The sequence below is a fragment of the Streptomyces sp. NBC_01241 genome (assembly GCF_041435435.1).
GTDB lineage: Bacteria > Actinomycetota > Actinomycetes > Streptomycetales > Streptomycetaceae > Streptomyces.
In genome coordinates, this window is the sequence record NZ_CP108494.1 from 6158401 (window position 1) to 6175339 (window position 16939).

Sequence of the window (16939 nt, forward strand, 5' to 3'; positions counted from 1 at the left end):
AAGCGAGACAATTCTCTGTCGAAACGTTATGAACGCGGGGGCGGATCGTGTCAAAGGACACAGCCCGCCCCCGTTTGGGTACGGCAACTACCGTATGTCAATACAGACTTGTGCTTACTTCAACCGCGCCATCAGCGCGTGCTCAACGAGCGTGATCAGGCCGCTCTTGGCGTCCGCGCGGTGCCGCGCGTCCGTCGTGATGATCGGGGTGTCGGGCCCGATCTGGAGGGCTTCGCGGACTTCGTCGGGGGTGTAGGGCTGGTGTCCGTCGAAGCCGTTGAGGGCGATGACGAAGGGGAGTCCGCTGTTCTCGAAGTAGTCGACGGCGGGGAAGCAGTCGGCGAGGCGGCGGGTGTCGACGAGGACGACGGCGCCGATGGCGCCGCGGACCAGGTCGTCCCACATGAACCAGAAGCGGTCCTGTCCGGGCGTACCGAAGAGGTACAGGATCAGGTCCTGGTCCAGGGTGATGCGCCCGAAGTCCATGGCGACGGTCGTCGTCGTCTTGCCGCCGGTGTGCGTCAAGTCGTCGATGCCCGCGGAAGCGGACGTCATCACGGCTTCCGTGCGCAACGGGTTGATCTCCGAAACGGCACCGACGAACGTGGTCTTACCCACGCCGAAGCCCCCGGCCACCACGATCTTCGCCGAGGTGGTGGCCCGGGCAGCACCGCCACTAGAGCTTGCGAAGTCCACTGAGCACCCTTTCGAGCAGCGTTACATCCGGCGCGCCGCCGGCCTCTCCATTGCCCGGCTGGTGGATGGCCACCATGCCGGCTTCCGCCAGGTCCGCGACAAGAATCCGGGCCACACCGAGTGGCATCGACAGCAGCGCCGAGACCTCGGCCACCGACTTGACCTCACGGCAGAGGTGGCAGATCCGCTGGTGCTCGGGGAGCAACGTCCCCAGATGCGCGGGGTCGGCCGTGGTGGAGACCAGCGCCTCTATCGCGAGCTGGTAGCGAGGCCGGGTCCGGCCGCCGGTCATGGCATACGGACGGACCAGCGGCTGGTCGCCTTCACCGTCGTACGACGCGTGATGCAGTGCGCCGTACGGATCGGGTGAGGCGGGTGGCGGGGTCATGAATCCTCCGGGCGTGACAGCAGAGTGTCGGCTTGCCGTCTGAAGGGGGCCGGTGGGGGCTCTAAGCGGCCTGACGGGTGAGAAATGAGGGCATTACCTGGGGGGCAATCGAGTCTGTCATCGATCCGCGGCCGCCTAGTGGAGCAGGCTGCCTTGGAGCTCGGCACGGAGGTCCGGGGTGAGGACGGTGCCCGCCCGGTCGACCAGGAGGGCCATCTCGTACCCGACCAGGCCGATGTCGGCGTCCGGGTGGGCGAGAACGGCCAGTGAGGAACCGTCGGAGATGGACATCAGGAAGAGGAACCCGCGTTCCATCTCCACCACGGTCTGGCTTACGGCGCCGCCTTCGAAGATCCGCGAGGCGCCCGCGGTCAGCGAGGTCAGACCGGAGGCGACGGCCGCCAGCTGGTCGGCGCGGTCACGGGGGAAACCTTCGGACATGGCCAGCAGGAGTCCGTCGGCGGATACCACCACCGTGTGCGACACCCCGGGGGTGTTGTCCACGAAGTTGGTGATCAACCAGTTGAGATTCTGCGCGGCCTGACTCATCGGGCTCAACTAACGCTCCTGCTGGTGAGTGGGGCCGAGTGGAAAACTGCCGGTCGACTGGCCGTTGTTGGCCTGCCGTCCCTGCTGGATGCCCCGGCGGAGATTGGTCAACCGCCCGCGCACATCATCGGGCGAACGCGATACCTGGGGACCGGACTGATGGTTCTGCTGTTGGGCGGTGCCCGGAACCAGGTTGGCGCGAGGTACCCGGCGAGGCAGTCCGGAAGTGGTGACTCCGCCCGCCGCGGGCTTCTTGACCCGCTCCGCCTGCCGTACGAGTTCGTCGTTCGGCGAGGGGCGCCAGGTAGGTGTGGTGCCGCCGTTGTCGGCTCCGGCGCGGCGCGGCGCGGGAGCCGGAAGCTCCTGGCCGGGCTGGTGCGGGGCGGACGTGGGCGCCTGCGGCTCGGCGGGCGGCTGCTGACCGCCCTGCTGCGGGCCGTGGAACCAGTTCGTCTCCAGGGTGTCGTACAGCGGCGTACGACCGTCCCCGGGCCCGGCCGGCGGCAGCGCCTCGGGCTGCGGCTGCGGCGGCAGGACCGGACGGTACTGCCCGTCACCGTGGGGCGCGGCGGGCGGACGCGGGGCACCGAAGTCCTCGTTGTCCCGGTCACGCTGACGCGGTGCCGGCAGACCCTGGTCCTGCCCGGGCTGCGGCTGGCCGAAGTCGGGGCGGGCGAACTGCGCGGTGCTCGCCGGGTCCAGCGGCGACGGAGCCTGCGGGGCCGGACCGGAGAAGTCCGGGCGGGCGAACTCGGCGGTGGAGCCGGGGCCCTGCCGATCGTTCATGGCCGGGCGCGGGACGAGCGGCGGGCTCATCGGCCGCTGGAACCGGCCGGTGGATTCGGGCTCCTCGTGACCGCGCGGGGCGTCCAGCGGGGTATGGCGCGGGGCGGACGGCTCGTCGGCGCCCCAGCTGGTGGTCTGCGAGCGCTGCGGCCGTGGGTTGCCACCGGGCAGCTCGGCACGCGGACCGCCGACCGGGGGCAGCTGACGACCGGGCTCGACCGGGCCGCCGGACCGCGGGAAGCCGCCCTGGCCGGCCGGGTTCTGCCGGGCCTGCTGCGGCTGCGGCGCCCCCCACGGGGCGGGGCCGTTGGCCTGCTCCTGCTGGTCGAAGCGGTCCTGGTCGAAGCGGTCCTGGTCGTTGCGGCTCCGACCGTTGCGGTTCTGGTCGTTGTGGCTCTGGTCGTTCCAGTCCTGGCGGTTCTGGTCCTGGCGGTTCGGGCCGAACACGTCGGCCCGTACCGAGTCCGTACGGCCCGTTCCGTCACCCTGGCCGCGCGCGCCGAGCCGGGCACCGTTGCCGAAAGCACCGGCGAGGCCGCCGCCCTGACGCTGCGGTTCCTGGCGCGGGTTGCCCTGCGGACCGGCGTCGGCCGGTCCGTTGGACTGGAAGCCGGCGTTCTGCCGGCCCGGCCGGCCCGGCTGGCCCGGCTGGCCCTGCTGGTCCTGCGGCCGGCGCGATCCGCCGTCCCGCGAGGGCAGTGCGGCGCGCGGACCGGGGCCCGCACCGACCTGACCTCGTGCGGCGTCCGGACCCGCGGCGAGCCGGCCGGCCGGGGCCGCCGGAGCACCACCGAGACCGGGACGGGCAGCGTTGCCCTGCCCCGGACCGCCGGCACCGCCGAGCAGACCGCCGGGGGCGGACTGCTGCCCCGGCCCCTGCTTGGGGGCCGACTGCTTGCCGCCGTGCGCCACATCGACGGGCAGCATGACCAGCGCGGTCGTACCACCGGAGTCGGAGGGCCGCAGCTGGATCCGGATGCCGTGCCGCAGCGACAGCCGGCCGACCACGAACAGACCCATGCGGCGGGAGACCGAGACATCCACGGTGGGCGGCGAGGCGAGCCGCTCGTTGATCGCCGCGAGGTCCTCGGGGGAGAGGCCGATACCCGTGTCGTGGATCTCGACCAGCACCCGCCCGTCGGGCAGTGCGTGACCGGTGACCCGCACCTTCGTCTGCGGCGAGGAGAACGACGTGGCGTTCTCCAGCAGCTCCGCGAGCAGGTGCACGAGGTCGTTGACCACGCGGCCGGCGACCTCGGTGGCGGGCACCGCGGCCAGTTCGATGCGCTCGTACTGCTCCACCTCGGAGGCGGCGGCCCGGAGCACGTCGACCAGCGGGACGGGGCGGGTCCACCGGCGGCCCGGCTCCTCGCCCGCGAGGACGAGGAGGTTCTCGCCGTTACGGCGCATACGGGTCGCGAGGTGGTCGAGCTTGAAGAGCGAAGACAGCTGGTCCGGGTCGGCCTCGCGCGACTCCAGTTCGGAGATGAGCGAGAGCTGACGCTGGATGAGGCCCTGGCTGCGGCGCGAGAGGTTGGTGAACATCGCGTTGACGTTGCCCCGCAGCAGGGCCTGCTCGGCGGCGAGGCGGACCGCCTCGCGGTGCACGTCGTCGAAGGCCGCGGCCACCTGGCCGATCTCGTCCCGGGAGTGCACACCGACCGACTCGACCGAGGTGTCGACGTCCTGCGGGTCGGCCTCGGAGAGCTGCTTGACGAGCTCGGGCAGCCGGTCCTGCGCGACGCGCGTAGCGGTGTCCTGCAGCCGCCGCAGCGAGCGGATCATCGACCGGGCGACGACGAAGGCACCGACCAGCGAGACACCGAGCACCAGCAGGATGAGCGCACCGCTGATGATCGCTTCGCTCTTCGACTGGTCGCGGAGCTCGCGGGCCTTGCCCTCCATGTCGCTGAGGAGGGTCTCCTCGATGGTCTTCATCGCCCCGATCTTGGTGGAGCTCTGGTCGTACCAGTCCATGTAGGAGCGCCGCGTGGTGCCGGTCATGCCCGAGGGGCTGTCCAGCACCTTCTGCGCGTAGGTGTTGGCGGCCTTGATCTCCGGGTTGCCCTCGTCCAGGGTGGCGGTCAGTTCCTCGGCGTTCGCCCCGTACACGGCCTTGAAGGAGCGGAGTGCCGTGGCTTCCTTGCGCAGCGCGGCGCGGCCGAACTGCTTGTCGTTATCCTCGAGGTGCGGCTGTTTGTCGTTGCCGCCGGGCAGGGCCGCAGCGATGATCGCCCGCTGGACCGAGGCGTACTCCTTGGCGGAGGAGAAGGCCGCCAGCGCCCGGGTCCGCTTGATCATCTCCGCGTTGCTGGTCGCCTGCGCCATGTCCTGCGAGAGGCTCAGCAGCGAGGTGATCAGCTGGCTGTACTGGTCGACGGTCTGGAGACTCGGGGTGTCCTTGGCGTACGCCGTCTTGCGGATATTGCGGATCTCGGTCAGCTGGCTGGCGATCTGCTGGACGCTCGAGTAGATGCCTTCGAGGGCCTCGTCGCCGGACGGGTCGCCGATCGCGTTCGTGGCTTCGAGGAAGGCCGTCTTCGCCCGGTCGGACTTCTTGCGGGGCTCGGTGACCTTGAAGTCGTCGGGCTTCACCCCGTTGGACAGCGGACCGGCCGAGCGGTCGCGCTCCTCCTGGAGCGCCTGGGCGAGCGTGGTCGCCTGCTTGGTCATCTTGGTCAGCAGCTGCATGTGGTCCAGCTGCTGGATGTCGTTCATGGAGTCGTTGATCCGCAGCCCGCCCAGTGAGGTCGCGGCGACCACGGGAAGGGCGAGCAGGGAGACCAGACGCGTGCTGATGCGCCAGTTGCGCAGAGCCACTCGCGAGCCCGTGCTGACGGGGCCCCGCGGCTTGAGCGACGAGATCGGGTCGGTGCCGGCGGCCGCCGTGGCACCAGGGCCCCGGTCACGGTCGCCGCTGTCGCCGGCCGAGGCCGGTCCGGGGTTCTGGGCGTGCTGGGGCGAGGATCCGCGGTCGGTCCCGCCGCGCGGCTCCTGTTCCGCCGCAGCGCTGCCATCCCTCTTGAAACGTCCCTGCACTAGCGTCGCAACCTCTGGACCAGGCGTCCCTCCGCGCGAAGCGGATCGGACGGTGTCGGCGTCGTGGGGCGTTGTACCCGCCCCATGGTGGTCGTGAGTGACCGGCGCTCTTCCCCTTCCCGCCGCCACTCGGCGCTGCGTTGCGCCCCCTGCGCGCCGGCCTGAAACCCGCGGCGGTGCGTGGAATTCCAGCACAGTGCCGGATCTCCAACAAGGGCCTCGTACCCGGCTGTGACCTGGATGACGCGTTGTGATGGCTGCGTAACAAGCCGTGGAGCGTGTTCGCGGTCAAAGTGGATCATTACGGGTGAATCGACGAAGGGTTAAGGGTGTCCCAGTCGACATGATCAGGAGCGGAATGGCTGATTCAGCTATGCAATGTCCGTTTCTTCCGGGGTGATCGGCCGCCCGAAATGAGGCAATTGTCGACACAGTCGTGAGCAAACTCACATCATGATCGCCGTCTCATCCGGGCTTTCGAAGGGAATTCGATGTTTAGCCTGACGCTTTACAGGGATGGCAAATCCGACAACCGGCGCCCCTCCGAGCGGCGCCCGTACCGACAGGGTCCGAACGGCAGATGAAGACGACGATGATGTTCCGCAACATTGCCAACCCCCGGCGCACCACGCTGGCGCACCTCAAGGACGCCGAAGAGCTGCGGACGCCGGAGCTGCCGGAGCACGCGCTCGACCTGCCCACCCAGACGGCCAACCCCCGCCGCACCATCCTCATGGAGGCCCCGGTAACGGTCGCGGCCACGGAGTAGTGCGTACGTCGTCCCCCCTCACCCGCGCTCAACGCCTCACCCTGCGAGGTTTGCCCCGTCGCGCCGCCCGGCACGCACGCTCGCCGGGCAGGGCGAGGCGTTAGCCTGGAGCGTCAGTCTTCAGCCAGCAAGCAAGTGAGGGGCGACAGCATCCCGTGCGCATCGCCAGGTTCTCCATCGACGGCAATGTCGCCTTCGGCGCCGTCGAGGGCGAGGGGCCCGATGGTCTCGTCCTCGACATCATCAAGGGCATTCCGTACGCCGAGTTCGAGCTCTCCGGCACGAAGGTCCCGCTGAGCAAGGTCCGCCTCCTGCCGCCCGTGCTCCCCAACAAGGTCGTGGCCATCGGCCGCAACTACGCGGAGCACGCCGCGGAGCTCGGCAACGAGGTGCCGGACGTCCCCGTCGCCTTCTTCAAGCCCACCACCTCGGTGATCGGCTCCGGCGACGCCATCGAGTACCCCTCCTTCTCCAACGAGCTCCACCACGAGGCCGAACTGGCCGTGGTCATCGGCCGCATGTGCCGCGAAGTGCCGCGTGAGCGCGTGAAGGACGTCATCTTCGGCTACACCTGCGCCAACGACGTCACCGCCCGCGATGCCCAGAAGCGCGAGAAGCAGTGGGCCCGGGCCAAGGGCTTCGACACGTCCTGCCCGCTCGGCCCCTGGGTGGAGACCGACCTCGACCCCAGCGACCTGACCATTCAGGCCACGGTCAACGGCGAGCAACGCCAGTTGGGCCGCACGAGCGACATGATCCGCTCGATCGAGGACCTCATCGTCCACATCACGGAAGCCATGACGCTGCTCCCGGGCGATGTGATCCTCACCGGCACTCCCGCAGGGGTCGGACCCCTCCATGTCGGCGACGAGGTCGCCGTCACCATCGAAGGCATCGGCACTCTCACCAACAAGGTGATCAAGCGTGGTTAACGCACCCTCCCCCAAGCTCTCGGTCCCGCTCGGCCAGGGGGTACCCCCCCGGGTACGTTTCTGTCCCTCCCCGACCGGTAACCCCCACGTGGGCCTGGTCCGCACCGCCCTCTTCAACTGGGCTTTCGCCCGGCACCACGGCGGCACCCTGGTCTTCCGCATCGAGGACACCGACGCGGCCCGCGACTCCGAGGACTCCTACAACCAGCTCCTGGACTCGATGCGCTGGCTCGGTTTCGACTGGGACGAGGGCCCCGAGGTCGGAGGCCCGCACGCCCCGTACCGCCAGTCGCAGCGCATGGACATCTACAAGGATGTCGCCGAGAAGCTCCTCGCCGGCGGGTACGCGTACCACTGCTACTGCACCACCGAAGAGCTCGACGTCCGCCGCGACGCCGCCCGCGCCGCCGGCAAGCCGTCCGGCTACGACGGCCACTGCCGCGACCTCACGGCCGAGCAGATCGCCGCGTACGAGGCCGAGGGCCGCACGTCCATCGTCCGCTTCCGGATGCCCGACGAGGCGCTCACCTTCACCGACCTGGTCCGCGGCGAGCTGACCTTCCAGCCGGAGAACGTGCCGGACTACGGCATCGTCCGCGCCAACGGCGCCCCGCTCTACACGCTGGTCAACCCGGTCGACGACGCGCTGATGGAGATCACCCACGTCCTGCGCGGCGAGGACCTGCTCTCCTCCACCCCGCGCCAGCTCGCGCTCTACAAGGCGCTCATCGAGCTGGGCATCGCCAAGGGCACCCCCGCGTTCGGCCACCTCCCGTACGTCATGGGCGAGGGCAACAAGAAGCTCTCCAAGCGCGACCCGCAGGCCTCGCTCAACCTGTACCGCGAGCGTGGCTTCCTGCCCGAGGGGCTGCTCAACTACCTCTCGCTGCTCGGCTGGTCCATCGCCGAGGACCGCGACATCTTCTCCGTCGAGGAGATGGTGGCCGCGTTCGACATCGGGGACGTCAACGCCAACCCGGCGCGCTTCGACCTGAAGAAGTGCGAGCACATCAACGCCGAGCACATTCGCAAGCTGGACGTGAAGACGTTCACCGAGGCGTGCGGCCCCTGGCTGAAGGCCCCGTTCGCCCCGTGGGCCCCGGAGGCGTTCGACGCGGAGCAGTTCGCCGAGATCGCCCCGCACGCCCAGACCCGGGTCACGGTCCTCTCGGACATCACCGCCAACGTCGACTTCCTCTTCCTCGACGAGCCGGCGACGGACGAGGCGTCCTGGGCCAAGGCGATGAAGGAGGGCTCCGACGCACTGCTCGTCACGGCCCGCGCCAAGCTGGCCGACGCCGAGTGGAACGCGGACGCCCTGAAGAACGCCGTCCTCACCGCGGGCGAGGAGCACGGCCTCAAGCTCGGCAAGGCCCAGGCCCCGGTCCGCGTAGCGGTCACCGGCCGCACGATCGGCCTGCCGCTCTTCGAGTCCCTGGAGATCCTGGGCCGCGAGAAGACCCTGGCCCGCATCGACGCGGCACTGGCCAAGCTGGCCGCGTAACCGTCCAGGTCACGCCCTGAGGGGGCGGCCACCGGTTCACTCCGGGGGCCGCCCCCTCCGCTGTTTCTCGGTCATGAGACGCGTTTCAGCCGGGGTGGGTGCGGGATTCAGCCGAATGTCGCTGTTCGCTTACGGGAATTTCAGGCGCGGCTAGGATCAGTCGCTATGGCCCGACAGGGGTGCGTGACGCAGGAATGAAGGGCAGATGGCAGAGGATCTCAACGTCTCCGCAACCGAGTTATACGCCTCGGCGGGCGCCGCAGACGGGCTTGTAACAGATTTGCAGGGACCATTGCGGAAGGCGATCGATGACACGGCTGCGGCGGCTGCCGCATTCCGAGCATGGGACGACAAGGGCCGTATCGAGGCCGTCGGTACCGGCTGGGGTGACGCCCTGATCACCCTGAAGGACCGTCTCGCGGAACACGCGAACGGCCTACGGCTGGTGGCCGATGGCCACAGCATCCACGATGCGGACGTCGGCGACTGCTTCAAGGGCTGGTGAGCCCGGAATGCCAGAACTCTTCGCACAACTCTTCCGCCAGGACTTCTCCGATCTGGAAGCGGCCACCGGCTCGTGGCAGAAACTGGCCGGGATCCTCGGCGACACCCGGATCGGCAGCGGGAAGCGCGTCTCGGGACCGCTGCACAAGGCAAGCTGGTCGGGCGTTGCAGCCGACTACGGCTTCAACGCGCTCGAAGCCACCGAGAGCAAACTGAAAACGGCGCAGACGAACGCGCAACTCATCCACACGGTCCTGGACACGCTCAGCACCCGGATGCAGGCCGCCCAGCGCAAACTGCGCCATGCGGTGTCGGATGCCGAGACGGCGGGTCATACCGTCACGGAAGACGGCTGGGTCGAGCCGAAGCAGGCGGTCGACCCGAAGTATCACAACGACCCGGACTATCAGGGCGTTCAGCAGCGGGCCAACGCCGGGCTGGGAGGCTACCGGGCCCGAATCGACGAGGCGCTGGCGGAAGCGGAACGAGTCAGTAGCGACGCGACCGAACTCCTCCATCAGATCGATCCCTTCGACCTGGACAAGCAGTACGGCGGTGCCAACGCCGCAGAGGACGCCGCACAGATCGCCGAGTTCGCCGGGCTCGACAGGAAGAACATTCCGAACGGGAAAGATCCGCAACGCACCGCCGACTGGTGGGCGGGCCTCACCTCTGACCAGCGCGACTTCTACCTGGCGGCCTTCCCCGACCGGATCGGCAAACTGGACGGCCTTCCCACAACCACCCGCGACGATGCGAACCGAGCGGTGCTGGACATGCAGCTCAACGACTACGCGCTGCGCGAGAGCGACCTGGGCTACCACGAGCGCTACAGCTACCGCTCACTCAGCGCCCTCAAGGACCGCCTGGACAGGGAAGACACGGCGCCCGCGCACAAGCAGCTGTACCTGCTCGGTTTCGACACCTCGAAGGACGGCCGGGCGATCGTTGCCGTCGGTAATCCGGACACGGCCCGGCACACGGCCGTTCAGGTCCCGGGGACGAGTAACCAGTTGGACAACGTGGGGGATCAGATCAATCGCGTCAGTAAACTCCAGGACTCCGCCGCTGACTGGAACGGAGCTGCCGGGCCCGATGGCGTCTCGGTCATCTCCTGGCTCGACTACAACGCGCCGGAGGCGAACGGCGATTCCGTGGGGGAAGCGGAACTGAACCTGGGGATCGCCACTCAGGGCCGTGCCCAGAACGGGGCGGAGGACCTGCGTGACTTCACCCATGGTCTGCGAGCGGCTCATCAAGGTGAGCGGAGTCATCTCACGGTCCTGGCCCACAGCTACGGATCGACCACCGCCGGTGCGGCCGACGCCGGCGGGCGGGGACTGGACGCCGACGACATGGTGGTGGTCGGCAGCCCCGGACTGACGGTCGACCGCGCCGACCAACTGCACATAGATCCCAAGCACCTGTATGTGGGCGCGGCGGACAACGACTTGGTCTCCAACGTGTTCTCTGACGCGACGCTCGGCGCGGACCCGAAGAAATCAGAGTTCGGGGCGCAGCACATGTACGTGGACACCAAGGACCACGGCGGCTACTGGAACGACGGCAGCAAGAGTCTGGAGAACCAGGGCCGCATTATCGCCGGTCTCCGTCCACGGGACGGAGGGGCAGGCTGATGACGCGGACATCGACCGCATACGTGATTCCCCGGCGCCGGAGCATCGCGGCGCTGGCCCTGACGCTGCTGCTGGGAGGCTGCATGTCCGACGACGGAGTGAACGACCCGCTTCCGCGCATGAGCAGGGAGAAGGCAGAGAAGTGGGCCAAGCACTGGACCGATTCCATGGTCGGTACCGCGCATGCGCGGCTCGACCCGAAGACGGCCCGCCCCACCGCGAGCTTCACGGATTGCACGGGTGAGAAGGGCGAGACGGCGGACGACGGCAGATTCACCCTGCGCTACTCGGTCCGGGGAACCGTTCCCCGGACCGCCCATGCCGGAGCGGTCACCGCCATTAAGGACACTCTCAAGGACAAGGGCTTCGAGATCCAGACCTTCGTGGTCGACGACGACACGGAGCCGGCGAACGCAGTGGATGCCAAGCACCCTAAGAACCAGCAGTTCGTCTCCGTGGGGTCCGTGGACAAGGACCTCCTGGTCTTCATCGTCAGTACCCCCTGTCTCCTGCCGCCGGGGGTCGAACAGCAGAAATTCTGAGTTCTGAGCCCTTGGCCCTGGGACACCCTGGAGATGGCGGCCGCTGATCGAAGTCCGTGGGCCGCCACGCTTGCCCGCAGCGGAGCGTAGGCGTCATCGCAGTGCACGTTCCACGCGAGGTCGTTGAGGTCGCCTTGGTAGGCGATCGGGAACAGCAAGGACGACACCACCAGGTCCGCGACCTGCAACAGGGTGTACGTGTCGCTGTGGCCGAAGGCGGGGGGCTCGATGATCCCCCCCCCGGGACCGTCCCCGCCCGTGCGGTATTTGCGGGTGGTCACGCAGTGCACGTTGGGCGCGTTCTTCATCTTGGTACGGCTGCCGAGGACCATTATCCCGCGTGAGTGTTCGTGGGGCGGCTGAGCCTGGAACGTCTCAGTCAACGACCCCGCGGAGGTCGGGTAGACACCGGACTCGTTGAAGGCGAGCCCTTCCTCCTTGATCCAGACGCGGGCGAGGAGCCGCGCGTTGTGGCGTTCCAGTATGTCGAGCAGGGGCGACGAGCGCCTTGGGGCGCCCGCATCGACGCGGCACTGGCGAAGCTGGCGGCCGCGTAGCGGTTTCGCGTCACACGGTTCGTCTCACACGATGGGGTGGCTGCTCGGCCGGAGCAGTCACCCCATCGGTATTCAATTGTATTCTGGCTTCATGGCTGACACCACGATCAAGATCGACGAAGGCATAAGGGACCGCCTCCGCACCCTGGCGGAGGAACGCGGCATGAGTACGCGGGCGTATGTCGAGCGCATGGTCGCGGCCACGCCGACGGAGTCGGAGCAGGCGGAGCGGACGGCACGCGCTGTCGCGTACGTCCGTGCGCATTTCGGCGTGGACCTCTCCGACGAGGATCTGCGTGCCGCGCGGGAATGGCGGGCGGATCTCCTGGCCCGGCGGCTGGGTGAGCGTCGGTGATCGTTCTCGACCACACGGCCGTGCTCGCACTCTGCCGAGGACATCGGATGCTCTCCGGGCTCGCGGTGATCGGGACGGACGAACCCGGCCAGCATGCGCATGTCCCCGCGCTGTGCCTGCTGGCGGCGAGCCTTGAACTGCCCGGCGCCACCGCGCATGTGGGAGCCCTGCCGGCCGTGGAATTCCTGCCGCTGGACTTCGCGGCGGCAGCGGCCGTGGAGCAGACGGTTTCAGCGGGTGTCGAGTGGCGGCACGCGCACGCGGTGTACGCGACGGCATCGGGCGAGCCGGAGAGCCTGGTACTGACGGCAACCCCGGAGGCGTACATCGGGACGGGGTCGTGGGCGGTCGATATCGGCAAGCCCTGAGCGCCGGGAGTGGCCTGTGCGGGGGCCGGCAGCCGAGGGGCTGCCGGCCCCCCGTTGCTGTCGCTACGGGGTGAGTGGCAGGGTGCTGCCGCTCGTCTGCTGTCCCGGAACTTTTGCCAGTGGCATGGAGGCTGTCGCATCGGACTTCGCGGAACCGAACACGAGGCGGGAGGGCTGCGTAATACGCCGGTCTGCGACCACGATTCCGTCGCGCCGTCTACCGCTCGGATCCTGGTGGCGGAACTGGGGCTTCTTCGGCCGCTCTCCCCGAAACGCGTCTGTGGCCGTCCCCGAAGGGACGGCCGCAGGGTCTGCGCAGTCATATGCGCGACGTGTTGTTTGCTGATTTCGATGCTGCCAGCGGTGGGAGCACAGGGGCAAGTTCTTCGTTACGTGGAGTTGACGAATGTCAACTCCGTGGTAGAGCTGGGGCTGTGGCGTCAGGCCACACCAAGGTCCCCATGCTCCCGGGGCGCAGCGAGACCAGTTGGGTGGCTCGGTCGGGGGTGCGTAGGGACATTCGGAATCCGCCATCGACGGAGGTGACCTGGGCATGGCCGTCGTCATGAGCCAGCCCCCACGCAGCGACCCGGGCGTCCAGCTCTCCGTCGGCGGTCGCGAACTGCTCGACGACGGCGAAGAGGCGGGGTGCGGTGGCTTCTACGAGGGCTCGAATTTCATCGGCGAATCCGTCGGGAGGGGCGGGGAGTGAAGGCTGCGGGGATACGGTGGCCATGCGAAGTCTCCTGCCAGCAGTAGGCGTTGAGTGACCGAGCGCTACGAGCGTAGAGTCAGCGAAGGTATGTAGTCCATTGATTGGTGGTCTACATGCCAACTCCACTCGTGTGGGGGACGGCCTCGACTTCTTGTGCAAGGGACATTCATGGCTCGTGTCAAACTTCCGCCGAGCATCGGTCAGCGGCGCCTCGGGGCTGAGCTGCGCAGAATGCGCGAGCGTGCCGAACTTTCGGCGACACGTGCAGGAGAACTATTCGGTGCCACGCAGTCGCGCATCAGCAACATCGAGGCAGGCGGCTATGCGGTCAGTGCCGAGCGAGTCCGGGCGCTGGCCAGACTCTATGACTGCGCCGACGAACAGTTCATCGAAGCGTTGGCCAGGATGACTGGTGGCCGCACGCGAGGGTGGTGGGAGGAGTATCGGGAGATTCTGCCCTCCGACGCTCTGGATCTCGCTGAGCTGGAGCATCACGCTGAGACTCTGCGTATCGCATCTGCAATCCACATCCCCGGCCTGTTGCAGACCAGAGAGCACGCGCGGGCTGTGATGAACGATGCGGTTCCCTCCATGACTTCCGAGGAGGTGGAGCATCGGGTTTCGCATCGCCTCAAGCGGCAGTCGACCGTTCATGGCGAGCCACCGACTCCGCTCACGGTGATCATTCACGAAGCGGCACTTCGTATGGGCTTCGGAGGACCCTCGGTCTCTGGTCGTCAGCTTCGCCGCCTCATTGACCAAGGTGAGGAGACGCACTTGAACATGCTGGTGATCCCGTTCGGCGCCGGAGCATTTCCCAGTGCCGGTCACGGCATCGTTCAGTTCTGCGCCGAGAACGCAAGGCTGGACACCATTCAACTCGACACCGATCATGGGTCAGTCTTCCTCGACGGTGAGACCCAGCTGTCCAAGTACCGAATGGTTCTCGACCGCATGGAGGCATGTGCGCTGAACCCCTCTCAGTCGCGGGATCTGATCGTGCGCATCCAGCGCGAGATGTAGGAACGAGTGAGGAGTGAGCATGTCGTCACCTCTGATGTGGCAGAAGTCGTCGTTCAGCGCCGAGGCGGCAAACTGTGTCAACGTCGCCACCGCGCCCGACGGCTCGCTCAGACTGCGCGAGAGCGACGAACCTGATGTGATACTCGCCGCGACCCGGGTCGGCCTGTCTGCTCTGCTCGCGTCGATCAAGGCGAACGAGTGCCCTGGGCTGCGGCCCGAATGAGGCGGTGACATCGCCGCCATGGACCGTAGAGGCCAGGTGTGCCGGAGTGGCCCCCGACGTCAGTGGACGAGAGCCTCGGGTGCAACCCTGAGTGAGGCTGCGACTCCGCCGCTACGGAACGCCGCGACGGCGCGGAACGTGCCCGCACTGATGGTCACTTCGGCCGAGCAGGCCACCGCGAGGACGTAGCCGATGCCGCGTTCCTCCAGGGGGGCACGCATTTTCGGGTTGCCACCGTAGACCTCGTCGCCCGTGACCCATCCCACATGGTGTCCAGCGTCCCAGAACCGTTCGGTCATCCTGCGGGCCAGTTCCGGCTTGGTCGCGAACACGGTGTCCTCGCCGAGCCCCGTGGCCCGGCATCGATCCGGGTCACCCGTCCAGGAGCGCGGGATGTACAGCTCCCGGTCCACCGCCGCGTGCCCACGCTCGCCGGCGTAGACGAGGTAGACGGCGACCTGGGATTTCTCGATCCGCCCAGCCGTGCCCGTGTACTGGCGCTGGACGCCGACGGTGTGGATGCCCTTTCGTCGAATTCTTGGCCACACTCAACGCTGGACTCAGGAAGCTGAGTCCAGCGACGTGAGATCCGCGCCCTGGACCGCCACCAGCACGGCCTCGCCCGGGGTCTCCCCCGCCGCCACGGCGACCGCCGGATCGATGCCCTCGACCTCGTAGACGGTCACCTTCTCCGGCTTCTCCGTGCCGTCGACCTCGCCCGATTCGTCGCACCCGGGCAGCAGGCCGGTACCGAGGTCCTTGCCGACTGTGAACTCCTTGTCGGTCACGGACCGTCCCCTCACGTCGAGGTAGGACCGCCCCTCATACTTCACGAGGTACGCGCACTTCGCCTCGGAGGCGCCGCCCGCCTTGAGGCCCCCGTCGCTCTCCCCCTTCGTCGTACAGCCGGTCCCCCCGACCATCAGGACCGCCGCCACCACCAGAGTCCTCGTCCATCTCCGCACCCGCGGCTTGACTTCCATCTCCCGCCCTCCGTCTCTCCGGCATCACCGAAGGCCCTTCGGCCTCTCAGTGCTACGACGGAGCAGCCCCCCTTTTCGTTCCGCTGCCCCTCTGAAGGCCTGTTCGGTGAACTCCGCCATCCCGGGCAGACGGCGGATGAGTGATCACCGACCCGATCACCACGCCGTACGACGAGGGGGAGGCGACGCGACGTCATGACCACGCTGGCACAACGCACAAGGCCGATGCGCCGCCCCACGGACCGTCGGCCCTCTTCGACCTGCACTCGACCGCCATGCAGTTCGTCCTGCTCGCCGTTTTCCTGGTGCTGCTCTGGCGTTTGAGGGCTTCATCGCGGGCAAGCAGCTGAGCGCCGGCTAGCTGGACTTCATCACGTTGGTCGTCGACGTGGTCGCGAAGCGTGGCCTGCTCGACCTCGGTGACCTGTACGAAGTCGGCAGCCCCTTCCACGACCGGGCACCCGGTGGCCCGGTGGCCCGGACGACCTGTTCACCCCCGAGGAGATCGACGACCTGAAGATTGTCTTCATCGGCCTGCAGAGCACTGCGAAACCCACCACACTCGCCGCGTAGGAATCTACGCTGGGTCCCATGACGATCCGCGCGGTCCTCTGGGACATCGACGACACGATCTTCGACTACACGGGTGCCGACAGCATCGGCATGCGCAAGCATCTCGAACAGGAGGGCCTGCCCGGCGGATACGACTCCGTCGACCAGGCCCTCACCGCGTGGCGGGCGATCACCGATGTGCACTGGGCGCGGTTCGCGGACGGGGAGACGGACTTCCAGGGGCAGCGCCGTGACCGGGTCCGGGAGTTCGTCTCGCGGGCGCTGGACGACACCGAGGCCGACGACTGGTTTGCTCGGCACGCGGCCCACTACGAGGCCGCCTGGTCGCTCTTTCCCGATGTGGTGCCCACCCTGGACCTGCTGGCGGACGGGTTCCGGCACGGGGTGCTGTCGAACTCCAGCATCCACAACCAGGACCGCAAGCTGCGCACGCTCGGCGTGCGGGAGCGGTTCGAGGCCGTGGTGTGCGCCGTGGAGCTGGGCGTCTCCAAGCCCGAGGCCGGCGCCTTCCACGCCGCCTGCGACGCGCTGGCGCTGGAACCGCAGGAAGTCGCGTACGTGGGGGATGAACCGGACATCGACGCGAGTGGCGCGGTCGCCGCGGGGCTGATGGGGATCTGGCTCGACCGCGGCGGCCGCGGCGGCCGGCCCGAACTCGTCCGTATCAGCGGGCTCGATCAGCTGCCCGGCCTGCTGGGGCCTGCCCGGCCCTGATCCGCCGGACAAGCCCTGGCGGGCAATACTCGTTTTGGAGCGCCGGACACCTTCGGGTAATGTTCTTCCTGCGCCGCCCGAG

At 68.2% G+C, this 16939-nt stretch carries 18 protein-coding genes and 2 pseudogenes; 13 read left to right on the top strand and 7 right to left on the bottom strand.

Annotated features, from left to right (window positions below):
* Nucleotides 1-114 precede the first annotated feature (114 nt).
* The 4 genes from OG306_RS27695 to OG306_RS27710 form a co-directional block, all read right to left on the bottom strand.
* Entirely contained in the window at nt 115-696 is a 582-nt protein-coding gene (locus tag OG306_RS27695) for a GTP-binding protein (RefSeq protein ID WP_072487286.1), read from the bottom strand.
* Complete coding sequence (locus tag OG306_RS27700) at nt 677-1084, bottom strand: DUF742 domain-containing protein (RefSeq protein WP_003966010.1); 408 nt, start codon at nt 1082-1084, stop codon at nt 677-679. Before OG306_RS27700 ends, OG306_RS27695 begins: the two co-directional genes overlap by 20 nt.
* 135 nt (nt 1085-1219) lie before the next feature.
* Nucleotides 1220-1642 (bottom strand): roadblock/LC7 domain-containing protein, encoded by a 423-nt coding sequence (locus OG306_RS27705; protein ID WP_003966009.1) that lies wholly within the window; start codon nt 1640-1642, stop codon nt 1220-1222.
* Entirely contained in the window at nt 1643-5458 is a 3816-nt protein-coding gene (locus OG306_RS27710) for a nitrate- and nitrite sensing domain-containing protein (RefSeq protein WP_266905283.1), read from the bottom strand.
* Nucleotides 5459-6038: 580 nt separating this feature from the next.
* Between OG306_RS27710 and OG306_RS27715 the strand changes: the two genes are divergently transcribed.
* From OG306_RS27715 to OG306_RS27740, 6 genes are all read left to right on the top strand, one after another.
* On the top strand, nt 6039-6227 hold the full coding sequence (locus OG306_RS27715) for a hypothetical protein (RefSeq protein WP_266748857.1): 189 nt from the start codon (nt 6039-6041) through the stop codon (nt 6225-6227).
* 155 nt (nt 6228-6382) lie between these two features.
* Entirely contained in the window at nt 6383-7159 is a 777-nt protein-coding gene (locus OG306_RS27720) for a fumarylacetoacetate hydrolase family protein (protein ID WP_266748858.1), read from the top strand.
* A complete protein-coding gene (gene gltX, locus OG306_RS27725; RefSeq protein ID WP_266748859.1) occupies nt 7152-8663 on the top strand; it encodes a glutamate--tRNA ligase in 1512 nt (503 codons plus the stop codon). The genes OG306_RS27720 and gltX overlap by 8 nt, the downstream gene beginning before the upstream one ends.
* Nucleotides 8664-8868: 205 nt before the next feature.
* A complete protein-coding gene (locus OG306_RS27730) occupies nt 8869-9168 on the top strand; it encodes a hypothetical protein (protein WP_371665702.1) in 300 nt (99 codons plus the stop codon).
* 7 nt (nt 9169-9175) lie between these two features.
* Nucleotides 9176-10804, top strand: a complete 1629-nt coding sequence (locus tag OG306_RS27735) for an alpha/beta hydrolase (protein WP_371665703.1) — start codon at nt 9176-9178, stop codon at nt 10802-10804.
* Nucleotides 10804-11346 carry a hypothetical protein gene (locus OG306_RS27740; protein WP_266905277.1) on the top strand — a complete coding sequence of 181 codons (543 nt, stop codon included), beginning with the start codon at nt 10804-10806 and terminating at the stop codon, nt 11344-11346. Before OG306_RS27735 ends, OG306_RS27740 begins: the two co-directional genes overlap by 1 nt.
* A gap of 215 nt (nt 11347-11561) precedes the next feature.
* On the opposite strand, the pseudogene OG306_RS27745 reads toward OG306_RS27740, so the two are convergent.
* Nucleotides 11562-11678, bottom strand: a pseudogene (locus OG306_RS27745) (DUF3800 domain-containing protein); the annotation flags it as partial.
* A 316-nt stretch (nt 11679-11994) separates the two neighbouring features.
* Between OG306_RS27745 and OG306_RS27750 the strand changes: the two are divergent.
* The 5 genes from OG306_RS27750 (at nt 11995) to OG306_RS27770 (ending at nt 14587) form a co-directional block, all read left to right on the top strand.
* Nucleotides 11995-12258 (top strand): hypothetical protein, encoded by a 264-nt coding sequence (locus OG306_RS27750; RefSeq protein ID WP_371665704.1) that lies wholly within the window; start codon nt 11995-11997, stop codon nt 12256-12258.
* Nucleotides 12255-12626: a hypothetical protein gene (locus OG306_RS27755; RefSeq protein WP_266905273.1), complete on the top strand. Its 372-nt coding sequence runs from the start codon at nt 12255-12257 to the stop codon at nt 12624-12626. The genes OG306_RS27750 and OG306_RS27755 overlap by 4 nt, the downstream gene beginning before the upstream one ends.
* Before the next feature lie 553 nt (nt 12627-13179).
* Nucleotides 13180-13338 (top strand): hypothetical protein, encoded by a 159-nt coding sequence (locus OG306_RS27760; RefSeq protein ID WP_266905271.1) that lies wholly within the window; start codon nt 13180-13182, stop codon nt 13336-13338.
* Nucleotides 13339-13509: 171 nt separating this feature from the next.
* Entirely contained in the window at nt 13510-14364 is an 855-nt protein-coding gene (locus tag OG306_RS27765; protein ID WP_327349303.1) for a helix-turn-helix domain-containing protein, read from the top strand.
* Nucleotides 14365-14383: 19 nt separating this feature from the next.
* Entirely contained in the window at nt 14384-14587 is a 204-nt protein-coding gene (locus tag OG306_RS27770; protein WP_266905267.1) for a DUF397 domain-containing protein, read from the top strand.
* A gap of 128 nt (nt 14588-14715) precedes the next feature.
* Here the strand turns inward: OG306_RS27770 and OG306_RS27775 are convergent.
* A pseudogene (locus tag OG306_RS27775) lies at nt 14716-15117 on the bottom strand (IS701 family transposase); the annotation flags it as partial.
* Between the two features lie 30 nt (nt 15118-15147).
* Nucleotides 15148-15570 carry a DUF6281 family protein gene (locus tag OG306_RS27780; protein ID WP_327349302.1) on the bottom strand — a complete coding sequence of 141 codons (423 nt, stop codon included), beginning with the start codon at nt 15568-15570 and terminating at the stop codon, nt 15148-15150.
* A gap of 140 nt (nt 15571-15710) precedes the next feature.
* Here OG306_RS27780 and OG306_RS27785 point away from each other — a divergent pair, with 140 nt between their 5' ends.
* Nucleotides 15711-15920 (top strand): hypothetical protein, encoded by a 210-nt coding sequence (locus OG306_RS27785; protein ID WP_266905264.1) that lies wholly within the window; start codon nt 15711-15713, stop codon nt 15918-15920.
* Nucleotides 15921-16161: 241 nt separating this feature from the next.
* Nucleotides 16162-16857 (top strand): HAD family hydrolase, encoded by a 696-nt coding sequence (locus OG306_RS27790; protein ID WP_327349301.1) that lies wholly within the window; start codon nt 16162-16164, stop codon nt 16855-16857.
* Nucleotides 16858-16939 lie beyond the last annotated feature (82 nt).

What these genes read in the sequence shown, in the direction of transcription:
- OG306_RS27750 (WP_371665704.1), top strand. Translation starts at nt 11,995, where the DNA reads ATGGCTGACACCACGATCAAGATCGACGAAGGCATAAGGGACCGCCTC.
- OG306_RS27760 (WP_266905271.1), top strand. Translation starts at nt 13,180, where the DNA reads ATGGCCGTCGTCATGAGCCAGCCCCCACGCAGCGACCCGGGCGTCCAG.
- OG306_RS27700 (WP_003966010.1), bottom strand. Translation starts at nt 1,084, where the DNA reads ATGACCCCGCCACCCGCCTCACCCGATCCGTACGGCGCACTGCATCAC.
- OG306_RS27735 (WP_371665703.1), top strand. Translation starts at nt 9,176, where the DNA reads ATGCCAGAACTCTTCGCACAACTCTTCCGCCAGGACTTCTCCGATCTG.
- OG306_RS27740 (WP_266905277.1), top strand. Translation starts at nt 10,804, where the DNA reads ATGACGCGGACATCGACCGCATACGTGATTCCCCGGCGCCGGAGCATC.
- OG306_RS27715 (WP_266748857.1), top strand. Translation starts at nt 6,039, where the DNA reads ATGAAGACGACGATGATGTTCCGCAACATTGCCAACCCCCGGCGCACC.
- OG306_RS27790 (WP_327349301.1), top strand. Translation starts at nt 16,162, where the DNA reads ATGACGATCCGCGCGGTCCTCTGGGACATCGACGACACGATCTTCGAC.
- OG306_RS27780 (WP_327349302.1), bottom strand. Translation starts at nt 15,570, where the DNA reads ATGGAAGTCAAGCCGCGGGTGCGGAGATGGACGAGGACTCTGGTGGTG.
- OG306_RS27730 (WP_371665702.1), top strand. Translation starts at nt 8,869, where the DNA reads ATGGCAGAGGATCTCAACGTCTCCGCAACCGAGTTATACGCCTCGGCG.
- OG306_RS27765 (WP_327349303.1), top strand. Translation starts at nt 13,510, where the DNA reads ATGGCTCGTGTCAAACTTCCGCCGAGCATCGGTCAGCGGCGCCTCGGG.
- OG306_RS27770 (WP_266905267.1), top strand. Translation starts at nt 14,384, where the DNA reads ATGTCGTCACCTCTGATGTGGCAGAAGTCGTCGTTCAGCGCCGAGGCG.